At 73.9% G+C, this 15,925-nt stretch carries 16 protein-coding genes; 11 read left to right on the forward strand and 5 right to left on the reverse strand.

Annotated features, from left to right (window positions below; all coding sequences use genetic code 11):
* The first annotated feature begins 144 nt into the window (after positions 1 to 144).
* Positions 145 to 1,704 (forward strand): glycosyl hydrolase family 18 protein, encoded by a 1,560-nt coding sequence (locus AB0J53_RS33430; RefSeq protein ID WP_219510069.1) that lies wholly within the window; start codon positions 145 to 147, stop codon positions 1,702 to 1,704.
* A gap of 14 nt (positions 1,705 to 1,718) precedes the next feature.
* Here the strand turns inward: AB0J53_RS33430 and AB0J53_RS33435 are convergent, their stop codons facing one another.
* Positions 1,719 to 2,993: a hypothetical protein gene (locus tag AB0J53_RS33435; protein ID WP_364179747.1), complete on the reverse strand. Its 1,275-nt coding sequence runs from the start codon at positions 2,991 to 2,993 to the stop codon at positions 1,719 to 1,721.
* A 94-nt stretch (positions 2,994 to 3,087) separates the two neighbouring features.
* On the opposite strand from AB0J53_RS33435, the gene AB0J53_RS33440 reads away from it, so the two are divergent.
* The 9 genes from AB0J53_RS33440 (at position 3,088) to AB0J53_RS33480 (ending at position 11,295) form a co-directional block, all read left to right on the forward strand.
* Positions 3,088 to 3,807 carry an ABC transporter ATP-binding protein gene (locus AB0J53_RS33440; RefSeq protein WP_219518183.1) on the forward strand — a complete coding sequence of 240 codons (720 nt, stop codon included), beginning with the start codon at positions 3,088 to 3,090 and terminating at the stop codon, positions 3,805 to 3,807.
* A complete protein-coding gene (locus AB0J53_RS33445) occupies positions 3,804 to 4,526 on the forward strand; it encodes an ABC transporter permease (RefSeq protein ID WP_364179749.1) in 723 nt (240 codons plus the stop codon). Before AB0J53_RS33440 ends, AB0J53_RS33445 begins: the two co-directional genes overlap by 4 nt.
* Positions 4,523 to 5,713: a sensor histidine kinase gene (locus AB0J53_RS33450; protein WP_364179751.1), complete on the forward strand. Its 1,191-nt coding sequence runs from the start codon at positions 4,523 to 4,525 to the stop codon at positions 5,711 to 5,713. The genes AB0J53_RS33445 and AB0J53_RS33450 overlap by 4 nt, the downstream gene beginning before the upstream one ends.
* Positions 5,713 to 6,351, forward strand: a complete 639-nt coding sequence (locus AB0J53_RS33455) for a response regulator transcription factor (protein ID WP_364179753.1) — start codon at positions 5,713 to 5,715, stop codon at positions 6,349 to 6,351. Before AB0J53_RS33450 ends, AB0J53_RS33455 begins: the two co-directional genes overlap by 1 nt.
* Positions 6,352 to 6,481: 130 nt before the next feature.
* Complete coding sequence (locus AB0J53_RS33460; protein WP_364179755.1) at positions 6,482 to 7,129, forward strand: urease subunit gamma; 648 nt, start codon at positions 6,482 to 6,484, stop codon at positions 7,127 to 7,129.
* Complete coding sequence (locus AB0J53_RS33465; protein ID WP_364179757.1) at positions 7,122 to 9,017, forward strand: urease subunit alpha; 1,896 nt, start codon at positions 7,122 to 7,124, stop codon at positions 9,015 to 9,017. The genes AB0J53_RS33460 and AB0J53_RS33465 overlap by 8 nt, the downstream gene beginning before the upstream one ends.
* A 78-nt stretch (positions 9,018 to 9,095) precedes the next feature.
* Entirely contained in the window at positions 9,096 to 9,773 is a 678-nt protein-coding gene (locus AB0J53_RS33470) for an urease accessory UreF family protein (RefSeq protein ID WP_364179759.1), read from the forward strand.
* A gap of 23 nt (positions 9,774 to 9,796) precedes the next feature.
* Positions 9,797 to 10,498, forward strand: coding sequence for an urease accessory protein UreG (gene ureG, locus AB0J53_RS33475; RefSeq protein WP_219518174.1), 702 nt, complete (start codon positions 9,797 to 9,799; stop codon positions 10,496 to 10,498).
* Complete coding sequence (locus AB0J53_RS33480) at positions 10,495 to 11,295, forward strand: urease accessory protein UreD (RefSeq protein WP_364179761.1); 801 nt, start codon at positions 10,495 to 10,497, stop codon at positions 11,293 to 11,295. Before ureG ends, AB0J53_RS33480 begins: the two co-directional genes overlap by 4 nt.
* A 70-nt stretch (positions 11,296 to 11,365) precedes the next feature.
* Here the strand turns inward: AB0J53_RS33480 and AB0J53_RS33485 are convergent, their stop codons facing one another.
* A complete protein-coding gene (locus AB0J53_RS33485) occupies positions 11,366 to 11,494 on the reverse strand; it encodes a hypothetical protein (protein WP_364179763.1) in 129 nt (42 codons plus the stop codon).
* 23 nt (positions 11,495 to 11,517) lie between these two features.
* A complete protein-coding gene (locus AB0J53_RS33490) occupies positions 11,518 to 12,708 on the reverse strand; it encodes an MFS transporter (RefSeq protein WP_364179765.1) in 1,191 nt (396 codons plus the stop codon).
* A gap of 69 nt (positions 12,709 to 12,777) precedes the next feature.
* Between AB0J53_RS33490 and AB0J53_RS33495 the strand changes: the two genes are divergently transcribed.
* Entirely contained in the window at positions 12,778 to 13,371 is a 594-nt protein-coding gene (locus AB0J53_RS33495) for a TetR/AcrR family transcriptional regulator (protein WP_219518168.1), read from the forward strand.
* On the opposite strand, the gene AB0J53_RS33500 is transcribed toward AB0J53_RS33495, so the two are convergent.
* Positions 13,360 to 14,295 (reverse strand): glucosyl-3-phosphoglycerate synthase, encoded by a 936-nt coding sequence (locus tag AB0J53_RS33500; protein WP_357592013.1) that lies wholly within the window; start codon positions 14,293 to 14,295, stop codon positions 13,360 to 13,362. The two genes, AB0J53_RS33495 and AB0J53_RS33500, sit on opposite strands and share 12 nt — an antisense overlap.
* 43 nt (positions 14,296 to 14,338) lie before the next feature.
* On the reverse strand, positions 14,339 to 15,778 hold the full coding sequence (locus AB0J53_RS33505) for a helix-turn-helix transcriptional regulator (RefSeq protein WP_219518164.1): 1,440 nt from the start codon (positions 15,776 to 15,778) through the stop codon (positions 14,339 to 14,341).
* Between the last annotated feature and the right edge of the window lie 147 nt (positions 15,779 to 15,925).

Below are 15,925 nucleotides of genomic sequence, written 5' to 3' on the forward strand. Positions count from 1 at the left end.
GGTTGCCACCTGGGACGCCATAGACAATAGATAAGATTCTTTACAATAATGGGAGTGACGCGCACCCCCCAACCGTCGCGGCACCCCGGCCTTGCGCCGCGCCCGTACGAGCCCGGACCCCCGGGCCACAGAAGGGTAGTCCCCATGACGCGAACACCGCGCCCGCTCATCTTGGCCGCCTCGTTACTGCTCGCCTTCCTGGGCGTCATCGTCACCCAGACCTCGGCGAGCGCCGCCAACCTGCTGGCCAACCCCGGCTTCGAGTCCGGCTCCCTGTCCCCCTGGAACTGCACCGGCGGCCTCGGATCGGTGGTCGACACCCCGGTCAGGTCCGGCGGCAAGGCCCTCGCCGGGGCGGCCGGCAACTCCGACATCGCCCGGTGCAGCCAGACGCTGACGGTCCGGCCGAACTCCGACTACACGATCTCCGCCTGGGTCCGCGGCAACTACGTCTACCTCGGCGTGACCGGCGGCCGGGCCATCTGGGCCTCCTCGCCGTCGGCGTACACCCAGCTCACGATCCCGTTCACCACGGGCGCGAGCCAGACCACCGCCGAGATCTACCTGCACGGCTGGTACGGGCAGGGCACGTACCACGCCGACGACCTCGTCTTCGACGGCCCCGGCGACCCGCCGACGTCCCCGACGCCGACCCCCACGGTCACGGTCTCCCCCACGGTGACGCCCACCGCCACGGTGAGCCCCACCGTGAGCCCCACCGTCAGTCCGACCGTCACCCCGACGGGCAGCACCTGCGCCGTCAAGGGCAAGCCGGCCGGCAAGGTCCTGCAGGGCTACTGGGAGAACTGGGACGGCGCCTCCAACGGCGTGCACCCGCCGTTCGGCTGGACCCCCATCACCGACGCGCGCATCCGCCAGCACGGCTACAACGTCTACAACGCGGCCTTCCCCGTGATCCGCTCCGACGGCACCGTGCTGTGGGAGGACGGCATGGACAGCACCGTCAAGGTCGCCACGCCTGAGGAGATGTGCGCGGCCAAGGCGGCCGGGGCGACGATCCTGATGTCGATCGGCGGCGCCACCGCCGGCATCGACCTCAGCTCCAGCACCGTCGCCGACCGCTTCGTCCAGACGATCGTGCCGATCCTCAAGCGCTACAACTTCGACGGCATCGACATCGACATCGAGACCGGCCTCGCCGGCAGCGGCAACATCAACCAGCTGTCCGCCTCGCAGGCCAACCTCATCCGCATCATCGACGGCGTGCTCGCCCAGATGCCGTCGAACTTCGGCCTCACCATGGCCCCGGAGACGGCGTACGTCACCGGCGGCAGCGTCGTCTACGGCTCCATCTGGGGCGCGTACCTGCCGATCATCAAGAAGTACGCCGACAACGGCCGCCTGTGGTGGCTGAACATGCAGTACTACAACGGCAGCATGTACGGCTGCTCCGGCGACTCCTATTCGGCCGGCACCGTCCAGGGCTTCGTGGCCCAGACCAAGTGCCTCAACGACGGCCTCGTCATCCAGGGCACCACGATCCGGGTCCCGTACGACAAGCAGGTCCCGGGCCTTCCCGCCCAGCCGGGCGCGGGCGGCGGCCACATGTCGCCCTCGCTCGTGTCGCAGGCGTGGAACAGCTTCAACGGCCAGCTCAAGGGCCTGATGACCTGGTCCATCAACTGGGACGGCTCCAAGGGCTGGACCTTCGGCGACAACGTCAAGTCACTCCAGGGCCGCTGAGCGGCCTGCGCATGTCAGAGCCGGGCCCCCGCGTCGTCCGCGGGGGCCCGGCGGGCTGACGGGAGCAGTGCGGTAAGGGTCACGGTGAGGGTCGCGGTGAGCACCGGCAGGCCTGCGACCAGGGCGGCGATCAGCGCCCACGGGGTGTCGAACGGCGCCCTCGGCAGCGGGTCCCAGCTGTTGGAGGCCGTCCACGGCCAGGCGACCGCCAGGCCGATCACGCATCCGGCGGCCCCGCCCGCGACCGTGGCGAGGGCCGCGAGCGCCCCGGCGCGGCCCGCCGACGCCGGCCGGGGCCGCCCGGTCCCGGCCGTGAGCGCGGCGGCGGCCAGCGCGCCGGCGAGCGCGACGAGGGCCGGCGCCTCGGCGACCGCCCAGCGGCTGCCCCGTTCCTGGTAGCCGCGCTCGACGTGGACGGCGCCGGGGCCCAGGGCGCGGACGAGCCGCTCCTGCTCGGCGGCCGTGACCCGGTGCGCCGACGGGTCGACGACCAGCGCCTCGGGCTCCGGCCGCAGGCCCAGGTCGCGCAGGAGCTTCGCGGGGATGAAGATCTCGTACATCCCGGGGTGGGCGGGCCTGACGGTGGTCGCGGGCACGGTCCGGACGGCTGCGCCGCCGTACCTGATCTCCACCGTCGCGGCCGTGGCGGCGTCCGTGACCAGCACGGCGGCGCTCTCGTCGTACGGGATGGCCGGATCGCCCGTGAGGTAGCCGAGCAGCGCCCGGTCGCCGATGTAGCTGCGGGGCAGCTCCGAGTCCGGTTCGCCGACCCTGAGGCCGGGCACGTCGTGATCCCGTACGACGGGGACGCCGGGCAGTTCCCGGCGCAGCACGGCATCGGCCCCGGCGGTGACCTGGACGACCAGGGCGCCCGGCCTGGCCTCGGGCCGGTAGGCGGCCCGCTGCTGGGACTCCCGCGCGGAGTCGAGGATCAGCGCCGTGACGGCGACGGCGGTCGCGGTGAGCGCCACGGCGACGCCCGCGGCCACGCCGCCCGGGAGCCGGTCCGGCAGCCGCAGCGGCCGGGCCGATCGCCCGAGCGCCCACGGCACGAACGGGCCCAGCCCGAGGAGCAGCAGCCCACCGGCCGCCAGGCCGACCAGCGAGACCACCATCGGCGCCTCCGCATGCCCGTCCTCGCGCATGCTCCACGCCACGAAGGCCAGCGCCCCGGCGCAGAACGCCACCAGGAACCCGCCCAGCACCAGGTGGTCACGCAGGTGGGGCCCACGGGCCACGACCGCCACGAGCGCGACGGCTCCCGCGAGGAGGGTCGCCATGATCAGCACGGCCCGATCGTACGCGCCCCGCCCGCCGGGCGGGCGTCGTTCGTCAACCGATCGGTGGATGCCGCGATCGCCGCGGGGCGGGGATTCTCGGGTCATGACAGTCATCGAGCTCAACGGCCTGACGAAGAGCTATCGGGCACACCAGGCGCTGGCGGGCGTCACGCTCTCGGTGGGGCGGGGCGAGATCTTCGGCATCCTCGGCCCCAACGGCGCCGGGAAGACGACGGTGGTGGAGTGCGCGTCCGGGCTGCGCCGGCCCGACGGCGGCACGCTGCGCGTGCTCGGCCTCGACCCGCGCGAGCGGCGGCGGGAGCTGCTCCAGCGCGTCGGCGTCCAGTTGCAGGAGGCGGCGCTGCCCGACGCGCTCAAGGTCGGGGAGGCGCTGAGGATGTACGCGTCCCTCTACGACAGGCCCGCCGACTGGCGCGCGCTCATGGCGGAGTGGGGGCTGGACGGGAAGCGGCGGACCCGGTTCGGCGCGCTGTCGGGCGGCTGGAAGCAGCGGCTGTTCATCGCGCTGGCGCTGGTCGGCGACCCGGAGGTGGTGTTCCTCGACGAGCTGACCACCGGGCTGGACCCGTCGGCCCGGCGCACGACGTGGGGCCTGATCCGCGACATGCGGGACCGGGGCGTCACCGTCGTCCTCGTCACCCACTTCATGGACGAGGCGGAAGCTCTGTGCGACCGTATCGCCGTGATCGATCGCGGCCGGGTGGCGCACGAGGGCACCCCCGGCGAGCTCGTCGCCAGGAGCGGGGCCGGCGGCACCCTCGAGGACGCCTATTTCGCACTGATCGAGAGGAACGCCTCATGAAGGGCCTAGGCACCGTCATCTCCGTGGAGCTCAGGCTCGCCGTGCGCGATCCGATGTCCGCGTTCTTCGCGCTCGCCTTCCCGGCCGTCATCCTGTGGATGAAGATGCGCAACGGCGGCACGCTGCCGGGCGGGCTGCCGCTGATCGAGGCGTACGTGCCGATGCTCAGCGTGTTCGTCATCGGCCTGGCCACCCTGGTGGTGCTGCCGGCGACGCTGGCGCAGTACCGGGAGCGGCGGGTGCTCAAGCGGCTGAGCGCGACCCCGGCCTCCCCCGCGATGGTGTTCGGCGCGCAGTGGGTGGCGCATCTGCTGCTGGCCGTGCTCGGCAGCGTGGTGCTGGCGGTCCTGGGCCTGGTCGCGTACGGGATGAGCGGGCCGGTCGATCCGGCCGCCGTCGCGCTGGCCTGGCTGCTGGGGGCGCTCTGTCTCGGCTCGATCGGGCTGCTCGTCGGCGCGCTGGCGCCCGGCGGCCGGGCCGCAACGGTCGTGGGCCTGGCGGTCTTCTTCCCGATGGTGTTCGTCTCGGGCGCGATGTCCGCGCGGGAGACGCTGCCGGCGCAGATGCGCGCGATCGGCGAGTGGACGCCGATGGCGCCGGTCGTGCAGGCGGTCCGCGCGGGCTGGGAGGGGCAGGGGCTGCCGCCGGTCGCCGTCGCCGTCATGGTGGCGATCTTCCTGGTGGCGGGCGGGGCCGCGGTGAAGGCGTACCGCTGGTGAGCGGCGCCGGGCGTGACGTCTCGCGCTGGGACCGGGCGTGGCCGGCGCTGCCGTACCTGTTCGTGCTGCTTCCGGCCGGGTTCTCGCTGCTGCGGGAGTGGCGGCCGGAGGTGGCGGCGCTGGCGGTGTTCCTCGGGGTGTGGCACTGGTTCATGGTGTCGTCGCGGTTCAGCCGGATCGAGCGCCTGGCGGTGGCGGTGCTCTACTTCGCCGCCATGCTGGCCGCGGTCGGGGTGCTCGTCAGGATCGACTCGGCGTTCACGGTGGCCGGGCTGGGGGCGTTCGTCCAGGCGTTCGCCGTCCTGCCGGGCTGGAAGGCGTACGCGGGGGTGGCGGCGACGGCGGCGGTGCTGGTCGGCGCCCGGCCGGAGCCGAGACCGGCGGGCGAGATGATCTTCTCCTTCCTGCTGGCCGTCCTCGTCGCCTCGACGGTCGGCCTGTTCATCCAGACGATCTCCGAGCAGAACCGGCAGCGCCAGGCCATGATCGCGCGGCTGCGGGAGCTGGCGGAGGAGAACGCGAGCCTCCAGGCCCGGTTTCTGACCCGGGCGCGCGAGGCGGGCGTGCTCGGCGAGCGCCAGCGGATGGCCAGGGAGATCCACGACACGATCGCCCAGGGGCTGACCGCCATCCTCACCCAGCTGGAGGTGGTCGACGACCTCGTCGCCGGCGTGCCCGCCGCCCGTGCGAGGATCGCCACCGTACGGGCTCTGGCGCGGGACAGTCTCGACGAGGCGCGCAGGTCGGTGCGGGCGATGCGCCCGGCTCCGCTGGAGGAGGCCCGGCTGGCGGCGGCGCTGGAGGACGTGGCGGCCGCGTGGTCGCGGGCGAGCGGGGTGCCCGCGCCGGTGGAGGTGACCGGCGAGGCGCGGCCGCTGCACGCCGAGGTGGAGGCGACGCTGCTGCGGGTGGCGCAGGAGGCGCTGGCGAACGTGGCCAGGCACGCCCGCGCCGGGCGGGTCGCCGTCACCCTGTCGTACATGGAGGACGTGGTGGTGCTGGACGTGCGTGACGACGGGGCCGGGTTCGACCCGGGGGCGGTGGAGCCGTCGGCGGCGGGCGGGTTCGGGCTGATGGGGATGCGGCAGCGTGTCGCCCGGCTGGCCGGCGAGTTCGCCGTCGAGTCGGCTCCCGGCCAGGGCACGGGCATCTCGGCCACGGTGCCCGCCGTTCCCGGGGACCGCTGATGGCGATCCGGGTCGTCATCGTGGACGACCATCCGGTGGTCCGTGACGGGCAGCGCGGGATCTTCGCCTCCGACGAGGCGTTCGAGGTCGTCGGTGAGGCGGCCGACGGGCCGGAGGCGCTGGCGCTGACCCGGCAGACGGGCCCCGGCCTGGTGGTCACCGACCTGCGGATGCCGGGGATGGGCGGCGCCGAGCTCATCCGCAGGCTGCGCGAGCAGGCGCCGGACGTCCGGGTGCTGGTCCTGACGACGTTCGACGACGACGCCGACGTGCTGCCCGCGATCGCGCAGGGCGCGACCGGCTACCTGCTCAAGGACACGCCGCGCGCCGAGCTGCTGCGCGCGGCGCGGGCCGCCGCCCGGGGCGAGCAGGTGCTGTCGCCCACGGTGGCCGGGCGGCTCACCCGCGCGGCGCGCGAGCCGGAGCGGCGGCGGCTGAGCCGGCGCGAGCTGGAGGTGCTGGCGCTGATCGCGCGGGGGGCGACCAACCGCGACGTCGCGGCGCGGCTGTTCGTCACGGAGGCGACGGTCAAGACGCACCTGCTGCACGTCTACGCCAAGCTCGGGGTCAACGACCGGGCGGCGGCCGTGGCGGCGGCCTACGAGACGGGGCTGCTCAAGCCCGCCTCGGAGGCGTGACCGGACCCGCGCGGTGAGGCCGGGTGACGGATGCCTTACCGTCCCGGCACGTCACGATCCGTAGTCGTCACGTTACGTTCGGAGACGCCGGGCCGTCCGGGCGCGGCGGAGCGAAGGCGAGGTGGCCGGGGTGCACCTGACTCCCCACGAGCAGGAACGTCTGATGATCCACGTGGCCGCGGACGTGGCCAGGAGACGTAAGGAGCGGGGGGTGCAGCTGAACTATCCGGAGACCGTGGCGCTGCTGACCTCGCTCGTGCTGGAGGGGGCCCGCGACGGCAAGTCCGTCGCCGAGCTCATGCTCCCGCCGGACCCGGAGGTGCTCAGCCGGGACGACGTCATGCCGGGCGTCCCGGAGATGATCTCCAACATCCAGGTCGAGGCGACGTTCCCCGACGGCACCAAGCTCGTCACCATCCGCGAGCCCTTCCCCGAGCAGGCCACGAAACAGGCCGCGCCGCATCCGGGCAAGGTGGACCATCCGGACGGGGCCGGGCCCGTGGTCTTCAACGAGGGCCGCGAGGTCACGACCGTGACGGTGACCAACACCGACGACCGGCCCATCCAGGTCGGCTCCCACTACCACTTCTGGGAGGCCAACCCCCGGCTCGCCATCGAGCCGCGCGAGGCCGCCTACGGCAAGCGCCTCAACATCCCCGCCGGCAGCTCCGTGCGGTTCGAGCCCCGCTGCACCCGCGAGGTGACGCTCGTGCCCATCGAGGGCAAACGGGTCGTCGCCGGGCTGCGCGGCGAGGTCGGAGGTCCCCTCGATGGATGAGTCCGTGACGGACCCGGTGGCCATCCCGCTGGCGGACGCGGTGGACGCGGTGCCGAGGGAGCGGATCGCCCCGCCGGACGAGCGCCCGGTGGACGCCCCGCTGAGCCGGGCCGACTACGCCGACCGGTACGGCCCGACGGCCGGCGACCGGATCCGGCTGGCCGACACCAACCTGCGGATCGAGGTGACCGAGGACTGGTCCGGCGGCCCCGGCCGCAGCGGCAACGAGGTCCTCTTCGGCGGCGGCAAGGTGATCCGCGAGTCGATGGGCCAGTCGCACGCGCCGCGCGACCCGGCGGCGTTCGGCGCGCCGCGACCGCCCGACACCGTCATCACCGGCGCCGTCATCCTGGACCACTGGGGCGTGGTCAAGGCCGACGTCGCCATCCGCGACGGCCGCATCGTCGCGCTCGGCAAGGCGTACAACGACGATCTCATGGACCGGCTGCACGACGGGCACGAGCGGGCGACGGACTTCCTCATCGGCCCGGAGACCGAGGTCATCGCCGGCAACGGCAAGATCCTCACCGCGGGCGGGGTCGACACGCACGTGCACTTCATCTGCCCGGAGCAGGTCCACGAGGCGCTGGCGGCGGGCGTCACCACCCTGATCGGCGGCGGCACCGGGCCGGCCGAGGGCAGCACCGCCACCACCGTCACGCCGGGCTCCTGGCACGTGGCGCGGGCGTTCGAGGCGCTGGACCACTTCCCGGTCAACGTGGGGCTGCTCGGCAAGGGCAGCACGATGTCCACCGAGTCGCTGCTCAACCAGGTGAAGGGGGGCGTGCTCGGGTTCAAGATCCACGAGGACTGGGGGGCCACGCCCGCCGTCCTGCGCAGGTGCCTGGAGGTCTGCAAGGCCACCGGGGTGCAGCTCGCGCTGCACGCCGACTCGCTGAACGAGGCGGGCGCGGTCGCCGACACGATCGAGGCCATCGGCGACCACCCGATCCACATCTTCCACGTCGAGGGCGCGGGCGGCGGCCACGCGCCCGACATGATCACGATGGTGTCCCTGCCGAACGTGCTGCCGGCCTCCACCAACCCGACCCGGCCCTTCACCGTCAACACGGTCAAGGAGCACATCGACATGGTGATGGTCTGCCACCACCTCAACCCGCTGGTGAGGGAGGACCTGGCGTTCGCCGAGTCGCGGATCCGGCCCTCGACGATGGCGGCCGAGGACGTCCTGCACGACCTGGGCGCCATCTCGATCATGTCGTCGGACGCGCAGGCGATGGGCCGCATCGGCGAGATGATCATCAGGACGTGGCAGACGGCGCACGTGATGAAGGCCCGGCGCGGCCCCCTCGACGGCGACGGCGACGCCGACAACCACCGCGCCCGCCGCTACGTCGCCAAGTACACGATCAACCCGGCCGTCGCGCACGGGATCGACCACGTGGTCGGCTCGGTCGAGGTGGGCAAGCTCGCCGACCTGGTGCTGTGGGAGCCGAAGTTCTTCGGCGTCCGCGCCGACCGGGTGATCAAGGGCGGCCAGCTCGCCTACGCCCAGGTGGGCGACGCCAACGCCTCCATCACCACCCCGCAGCCGGTCCTGCCCAGGCCCGTGTGGGGCGCGACCGGGCGGGCCCCGGGCGCCAACTCGGTCAACTTCGTCACCGAGCACGCCATCGCCGCGGGCCTGGCCGAACGGGTCAAGGTCGGCAAGCCGTTCACGGCCATCCGCGACACCCGCAAGGTGTTCAAGGCCGACATGCGGGAGAACGACGCCCGGCCCGACATCCGCGTCGACCCCGACACGTTCACGGTGGAGATCGGCGGGGCGATCGCCAAGGACGTGAAGACGGAGATCGACGACGAGCTCGTCGAGGGCGACCAGTACGCCACCGAGCTGCCGATGGCGCAGCGCTACTTCCTCTTCTGACCACCGCGCCGGCTGACCGCCCCGCCCTGTCTGACCGCCCCGCCCTGTCTGATCGCCTCGCATCGAAGGAGCCCGTACATGACGGACCGCGCCGCGCTGCTCGTGCTGGCCGACGGGCGCTTCCCCGCCGGCGGGCACGCCCACTCCGGCGGGGCCGAGGCGGCCGTCTCGGCGGGGCTCGTCCGGGACACGGCGGGCCTGGAGGCGTTCTGCCGCGGCCGGTTGCACACCGCCGGGCTGGTCGCGGCGGGCCTGGCCGCCGCGGCCGCCGCCGGCTACGACCCGCTCCCGCTCGACGAGGCCGCCGACGCGCGCACCCCCTCCCCCGCCCTGCGGCGGGCCTCGCGCAGGCTCGGGCGGCAGCTCCTGCGGGCCGCCCGCGCGATCTGGCCCTGCGGCGACCTCGACGCGCTGGCGGCGGCGCGGCCGCGGGGCGCGCACCAGCCCGTCGTCCTCGGGCTCGCCGCCCGCTCGGCGGGCCTACCGGCGCTCGACGCGGCGTACGCGGCCGCGTACGAGAGCGTCAGCGGGCCGGCCGGCGCGACGGTCAGGCTGCTGCGGCTGGACCCGGTCGACGCCGCCGGCGTGCTCGCCCGCCTCGCCGAGGACGTCGACCGGGTCGCGGCGCGGGCGGCCGGGGCCGCGCGGCGGGTCGCCGCCGAGGGCGTCGAGGCGCTGCCCGCCGTCTCGGCGCCGCTGCTCGACATCTCCGCCGAACGGCATGCCGCCCTGCCGGTACGCCTGTTCGCCTCCTGACCCCCAGACCATCCGGAGCACCCATGCACCTGAACCACGGCGACTCCTTCCCCGACGGCCACCCGCACGGCCCCGGCGGCTCTCCCCCGCAGCGCCCGGGCGGCGGGCGGCGGGCCCTGCGCATCGGGCTGGGCGGCCCGGTCGGCACCGGCAAGACCGCCACGGTCGCCGCCCTGTGCCGGGCGTTGCGCGACGAGGTGTCGATCGCCGTCGTCACCAACGACATCTACACCCGCGAGGACGCCGAGTTCCTGCTGCGCGAGGCCGTCCTGCCGCCGGAGCGGATCGCCGCGGTCGAGACGGGCGCGTGCCCGCACACCGCCATCCGCGACGACATCTCCGCCAACCTCGAAGCCGTCGAGGACCTGGAGGACCGGATCGGCGCGCTGGACCTCATCCTCGTGGAGTCCGGCGGCGACAACCTGACCGCCACCTTCTCCAGGGGCCTCGTCGACGCGCAGATCTTCGTCATCGACGTGTCGGGCGGCGACGACATCCCGCGCAAGGGCGGCCCCGGCGTGACCGCCTCCGACCTGCTGGTGGTCAACAAGACCGACCTGGCCCCGTACGTGGGCGCCGACCTGGAGGGCATGGCCCGCGACGCCAGGGCGCAGCGCGGCGACCTGCCGGTGGCGTTCACGGCGCTGAAGGCCGAGGGCGGCGTCACGCCGGTGGCCGACTGGGTGCGCGGACGGCTGGCCGCCTGGGGCGCGGGCGCCGCGTGACGCTCACGGCGGCCACCGCGCGCCGGGCCGGTCGTCCCGGGCCGGGCGTGCACGCCACCGCGCGCATCAGGGCGGTGCGCGCGGGGACGGTCACGGCCCTGCCCGTGCTGGCCGGGGACGGCCCGTTCGACCTGCGGCGCGGCCGTTCCGACGGGAGCCAGGCGCGGGTGTGCGTCATCGGCGCCATGAGCGCGCCGCTGGGCGGCGACCGGCTGCGCATCGAGGTCGGCGTCGAGGAGGACGCCCACCTGCGCGTCACCTCGGCCGGGGCCACCGTCGCGCTGCGCGGCCCCACGTCCGGGCACGCCGCCTACGACGTACGGGTGAGCGTCGCGGCGGGGGCGAGCCTGCAGTGGCTGCCCGAGCCGCTGATCTCCGCCGCGCGCAGCAACCTGCGGCAGACGTGCGTCGTCGACCTGGCGGCCACGGCGCGGCTCGTGCTGCGCGAGGAGCACGTCCTCGGCCGCGTCGGCGAGCCGCCTGGCCGGCTGTCGGCCCGGCTGACCGTCCGGCGCGGCGGGCGTCCCCTGCTCGACCTGGAGAGCCGGTACGGGCCGGACGCGCCCGGGTGGGACGGCCCGGCGGTCCTGGCCGGTCATCGCACCGCCGGGCAGATCCTCGTCGTCGACCCGGGCCTCGACGAGCGGGCGCCGGCCGTCCGGCTCGCCGGCGACGATCCCGGGGAGGGGCAGGCCGTGCTCACCCCGCTCGCCGGGCCGGCCTTCCTGGTGAGCGCCGTCGCCCCGGACCTGGTCCGGCTGCGCCGCCTTCTCGACGCGGCCTCACAGATCGCGTGACCCCCGGCGCCCCGACAAGGCGCGGGCGGGACCAGGCCATCTTCCTGGCCTGAGCGCCGCCAGGGCCGGGTCATCTCGCCGGTCTGAGCGCCGCCAGGGCCGCCGCGAGCGCCGGGAGCCCGGCTGCCAGGGCGGCGACCAGCTCCCACGGGGTGTCGAAGGCCACCCGTGGCGGCACGTCCCATTCGATCGCAGCCATACCCGGAATTCGCCGCGAAAAGATCAAACCGGGACACCGCCCCGGCCGCTCACCAGCGCGACGGCCAGGGCGGACAGGCCCATCGCCGCCGCGAGGGCGTACAGGAGCGGGGTGAAGCCGCTGAAGAGGGCGGCGACCTGCGGGCCGGCGCTGCCGCCGACGGCGAGCGAGAAGGAGAACAGCGCCAGCGCCGTGCCGCGCGAGCGGCCGGCGCGGGCGGAGATGGACTCGTTCAGGCTGGGCAGGCCGGCGGTGATGGCGACGGCGTACACGGCGAGCAGGAGCACCAGGCCGGGCCCGGCGGCGCCGGTCAGGGCGGCGGCGGCGAGCACCAGCGCGCCGCCGGCCAGCATCACGGCGGCCCTGGTGACGGGCGCGACGCGGCCGAACCAGGGCATGAGCAGCGGCACCGCGATCATGGCGGGCAGCCCGGCGGCGCGCAGCGCGAGCAGTTCGCCGGACGACGGGGTGACGCCGTAGAGCTGCAGGCCGGTGTAGACGGCCACGAACCCGGTCAGCACCACGACCGAGGCCGCGTACCGGGCCAGCAGCGGCCGGTCGCGCAGCAGCTCCGGCAGCGGCCGGTAGGCCGCGAGCAGCCCGCCGCCGGTCGGCGTCTGCGGGGTGCCGGGCAGCATGGTGGCGCGCAGGCCGAGGCCGGACAGGGCCAGGGCGGCGCCGGAGATCAGGAACAGCCCGCGCCACCCGGCGGTGTCCACCAGGAGCTGGGCGAGCACCTGAAGGAGCACGGCGGAGGCGAGGAACGCGCCGGTCACCGCGGAGATCGCGACCGCGCGCCGGCGCGACTCGATCCGCTCGGCCAGGTACGCCAGCCCGGCGGGCGGGAACGTGGCCACGGCCAGCCCCTGGACGGCACGCAGCACGAGGGCGGCCTCCGGCGAGGGCGCGGCGGCGACCAGCGCGGTGGCGAGGGCGGCCAGGGGCAGTCCGGCGAGCACCAGCCGCCTGCGCCCGAACCGGTCGGAAAGCGGACCGAAGATCAGGAATCCCACCCCGTATCCGGCGCCGAACGCGGTCACCAGCCAGGTCAGCTCGCCCGGGACGGTCCCCCAGGTCGCGGCCATGTCGGGCAGCAGCGGGATCACGATGTAGAGCTGGCCGCTGACCAGCACGGCGGTGAGCACGAAGGACAGCAGCGTGGACCCGAACGGCGCCGTGGCGGGCGGCGCGGGGCGGAGGGAAGTGGTCGTCATGTGCCGGGACGCTACACCAACCAACTAGTTGGATGTCAACCAACTAGTTGGTCGAGGTAGGATGGCCGCATGCCAGCCAAGGTCTCGACCACCGCCACCAGGGCCGCCCTGCTCGCCGCCGCCCGCGAGGAGTTCGCCGCGTACGGCGTCGCAGGAGCGCGCGTGGACCGGATCGCCGAGCGCGCCGGCGTCAACAAGGAGCGCATCTACGGCCATTTCGGCAGCAAGGAGAAGCTGTTCGACGCGGTCATCACCGAGGCGATCGACGACCTGACCGCGCAGATCGCGCTGCCCGGCAGCGACCCGGTCGACTACGTGGCCAAGCTGTCGGCCTACTACCAGGCCCATCCGGAGCTGGTGCGGCTGCTGATGTGGGAGGCGCTCAACTACCGGGGCCAGGAGCTGCTGCCCGGCCAGGAGGCGCGGGTCGAGCGGTGCGCGCGCAAGACCGCGTCGATGAGCGAGCGGCCCACGGAGGCGACGGCGCGCACGGTGTTCCTGCTGACGGGGCTGGCGCTGTTCCCGGCGATGATGCCGCAGCTCGCGCGCATCCTCCTGGGCGAGGCGGCGGGCGACCAGGAGGCGATGCGCGAGCACGCCGCCGCCTTCGCCGCCGCGGCGCTGCGCGACGGCCTGCCCGGGGAGGGTCCGTCAGGCGGCTGACGCGGGCACGGTGACCATCGGCGGGCGTTCGGCGACCGAGATGTCGCTGGTCAGGACCTCGTGCCCGGCGCTGACGCGGCGGAACTGGTCGAGGCGGCACGACGGGTCGTGGCAGGTCTGGATCTTGCCCTGGCGGCACAGGCGGGACCAGGCGGCGAGCATGATCTGCCCCGCCATGCCGCCCAGGGCCTCGGTCGACTGCGGGGCGTGCTCGCGCGTGCCGAGGTCCACCTGGGCGAACGCGTCGAGCCCGGCCAGCTCCAGCAGGTCGATGAGCAGCCCGATCTCGACCCCGTAGCGGGTCAGGAACGGCACCCGTTCCAGCGCGGCGCGGCGGCCGGCGTACTCGCCGGCGAGCGGCTGGACGAAACCGGCCAGCTCGGGCCAGTGCAGGTTGATGAGCGGGCGGGCGACGAGCTCGGTGACCCGGCCGCCGCCGGTGGGCGCGCCGTCGAGCGGGCGGTCGTAGCAGCCCTTGACGTACGCGACGGAGGAGTCGCTGAGGAGCGGGCCGAGCAATCCGCTCACCAAGGTGGAGCGAAATTTCCGGATATCGGCGTCGACGAAGGCGACGATGTCGCCGCTGGTGACCGCCAGGGACTTCCACAGCGCCTCGCCCTTGCCGTCGAGCGGCGCGAGGCCCGGCAGGATGGTGTCCTGGGCGTGCACGACGGCGCCCGCCCGCGCCGCCACCTCCGCCGTGTCGTCGGTGGAGCGCGAGTCGATGACCACGACCTCGTCGACGACCGCGCCGAGCTCCCCCATGATGACGGCGACGATCTCCCCCACGGTCTCCCGCTCGTCACGCGCCGGGAGCACCACGCTGACCGTCGCGCCGCCCTTGGCCTCGGCCAGCGCCGCGACCGGCCAGTCCGCGGCCCGCGAGCTGCGGCGCCGCATCCAGCTCTGAACTTCAGGCAGCATGCGAACCACCCCCGTTCATCCCCGCCCCCAGGATAGGCGAAGGTCAGCCGGCTCCCGCGTGGCGCTCCAGGAACGTGTAGACGTCGGCCTCGTCGACCCCCGGGAACGACCCCGGCGGCAGCGCGGCCAGCACGTGGGAGTTGGCGCGGGCCGACGGCCAGGCGTAACCCTCCCAGCGCTCGGCCAGATCGGTCGGCGGGCGGCGGCAGCAGTCGCCGTTGGGGCAGAGCGACCGGGTCCGGTTGGTGGTCTCCCGGCCCCGGAACCAGCGCGACTCCCGGAACGGCACGCCGAGCGTGATGGCGAAGTCGCGCTCACGTGACGGGTCGACGTGCGCGACGCAGAAGTAGGTGCCGGTCGGCGAGTCGGAGTACTGGTAGAAGACGGAGAAGCGGTCGGGCGAGGTGAACACCTGGCGGCCCGACCACTGCAGGCACATCCGCTGGCCCTCGATCGCGCCCTGCTCGTCGGCCGGGAAGACGATGCCGTCGTTCTCGTACGCCTTGTAGATGATGCCCCCGGCGTCGTTGCGCACGAAGTGGCAGACGAGGCCCAGGTGGTGGGTGGCGAGGTTGGTGAAGCGGTGGGCGGCCATCTCGTAGGAGACGGCGAACACGTCGCGCAGGTCCTCCACCGACAGCGCCCGGTCGGCCTTGGCCTCGCGCAGGTAGACGGCCGCGGCCTTCTCCGGCACGAGCACCGCGGCGGCGAAGTAGTTGGCCTCGGTGCGCTGGCGCAGGAAGTCGGCGAAATCGCGCGGTTTGTCGTGGCCGAGCGCCAGGTGGCCGAGCGTCTGGAGCAGGATCGTGCGCGGGGTGTGCATGCCGAGCTGCTCGTGCTTGACGTAGATGCGGCGGTTGCGCAGGTCGGTGATGGAACGCACCGAGCGGGGCAGGTCCTGGGCGGTGTGCACGGTGTAGCCGAAGTGCGTCACCAGGCTCTGGATCATGCTCTGGGACAGGGCCCCGGTGCGGTAGCCGACCGCGGCCAGCGCCTCGGCGGCGGCCTTCTCGATGTCGGGGAAGTAGTTGCCGAGCTCGCGCTGCCTGCGCCGGAGCTCGGCGTTGGCGGCCCTGGCCTCCTCCGGGGTGGCGGTGCCCCTGGCCTGCCGGGCGCGCAGCTCGCCGTAGAGGCCGAGCAGGTGCTCCAGCACGTCGTTGGGCACCCGCGCGGACACCTTGAGCCTGGGCAGGCCGAGCCCCGCGTACAGGGGGTCGCGCTGCGCCTCCTCCAGGGCGATCTCCAGCTGGGCGCGCCGGTTGGGCGGCTGGCGGCGCAGCAGCTCCTCCACCGGGACGCCGAGCGCGGCGGCGAGCGACTTGAGCAGCGACAGCTTCGGCTCGCGTTTGCCGTTCTCCAGCAGGGAGAGCTGACTGGGGGCGCGGCTGACGCGCGAGCCCAGGTCGGACAGGGTGAGGCCACGCTGTTTGCGCAGGTGGCGCAGGCGCTGCCCGAACGCGATGAGATCGAGCTCTTGCGTCAAAGACAGCGGTTCTTCGCCTAGCAAGGACGCCATGCAGGCATCTTAGACGGAAAATCCGCCCATCTTCTAGTCACAGCAGGTTGAGGGTGAATGGTCTAGGCCAACAGGAAAAGTCGCGATTTCTTCTGCAGCGAACAGGCAGCAAGA

Origin of the sequence: Nonomuraea sp. NPDC049725 (assembly GCF_040674795.1) — a bacterium.
GTDB classification, from domain to species: Bacteria; Actinomycetota; Actinomycetes; order Streptosporangiales; family Streptosporangiaceae; genus Nonomuraea; species Nonomuraea ceibae.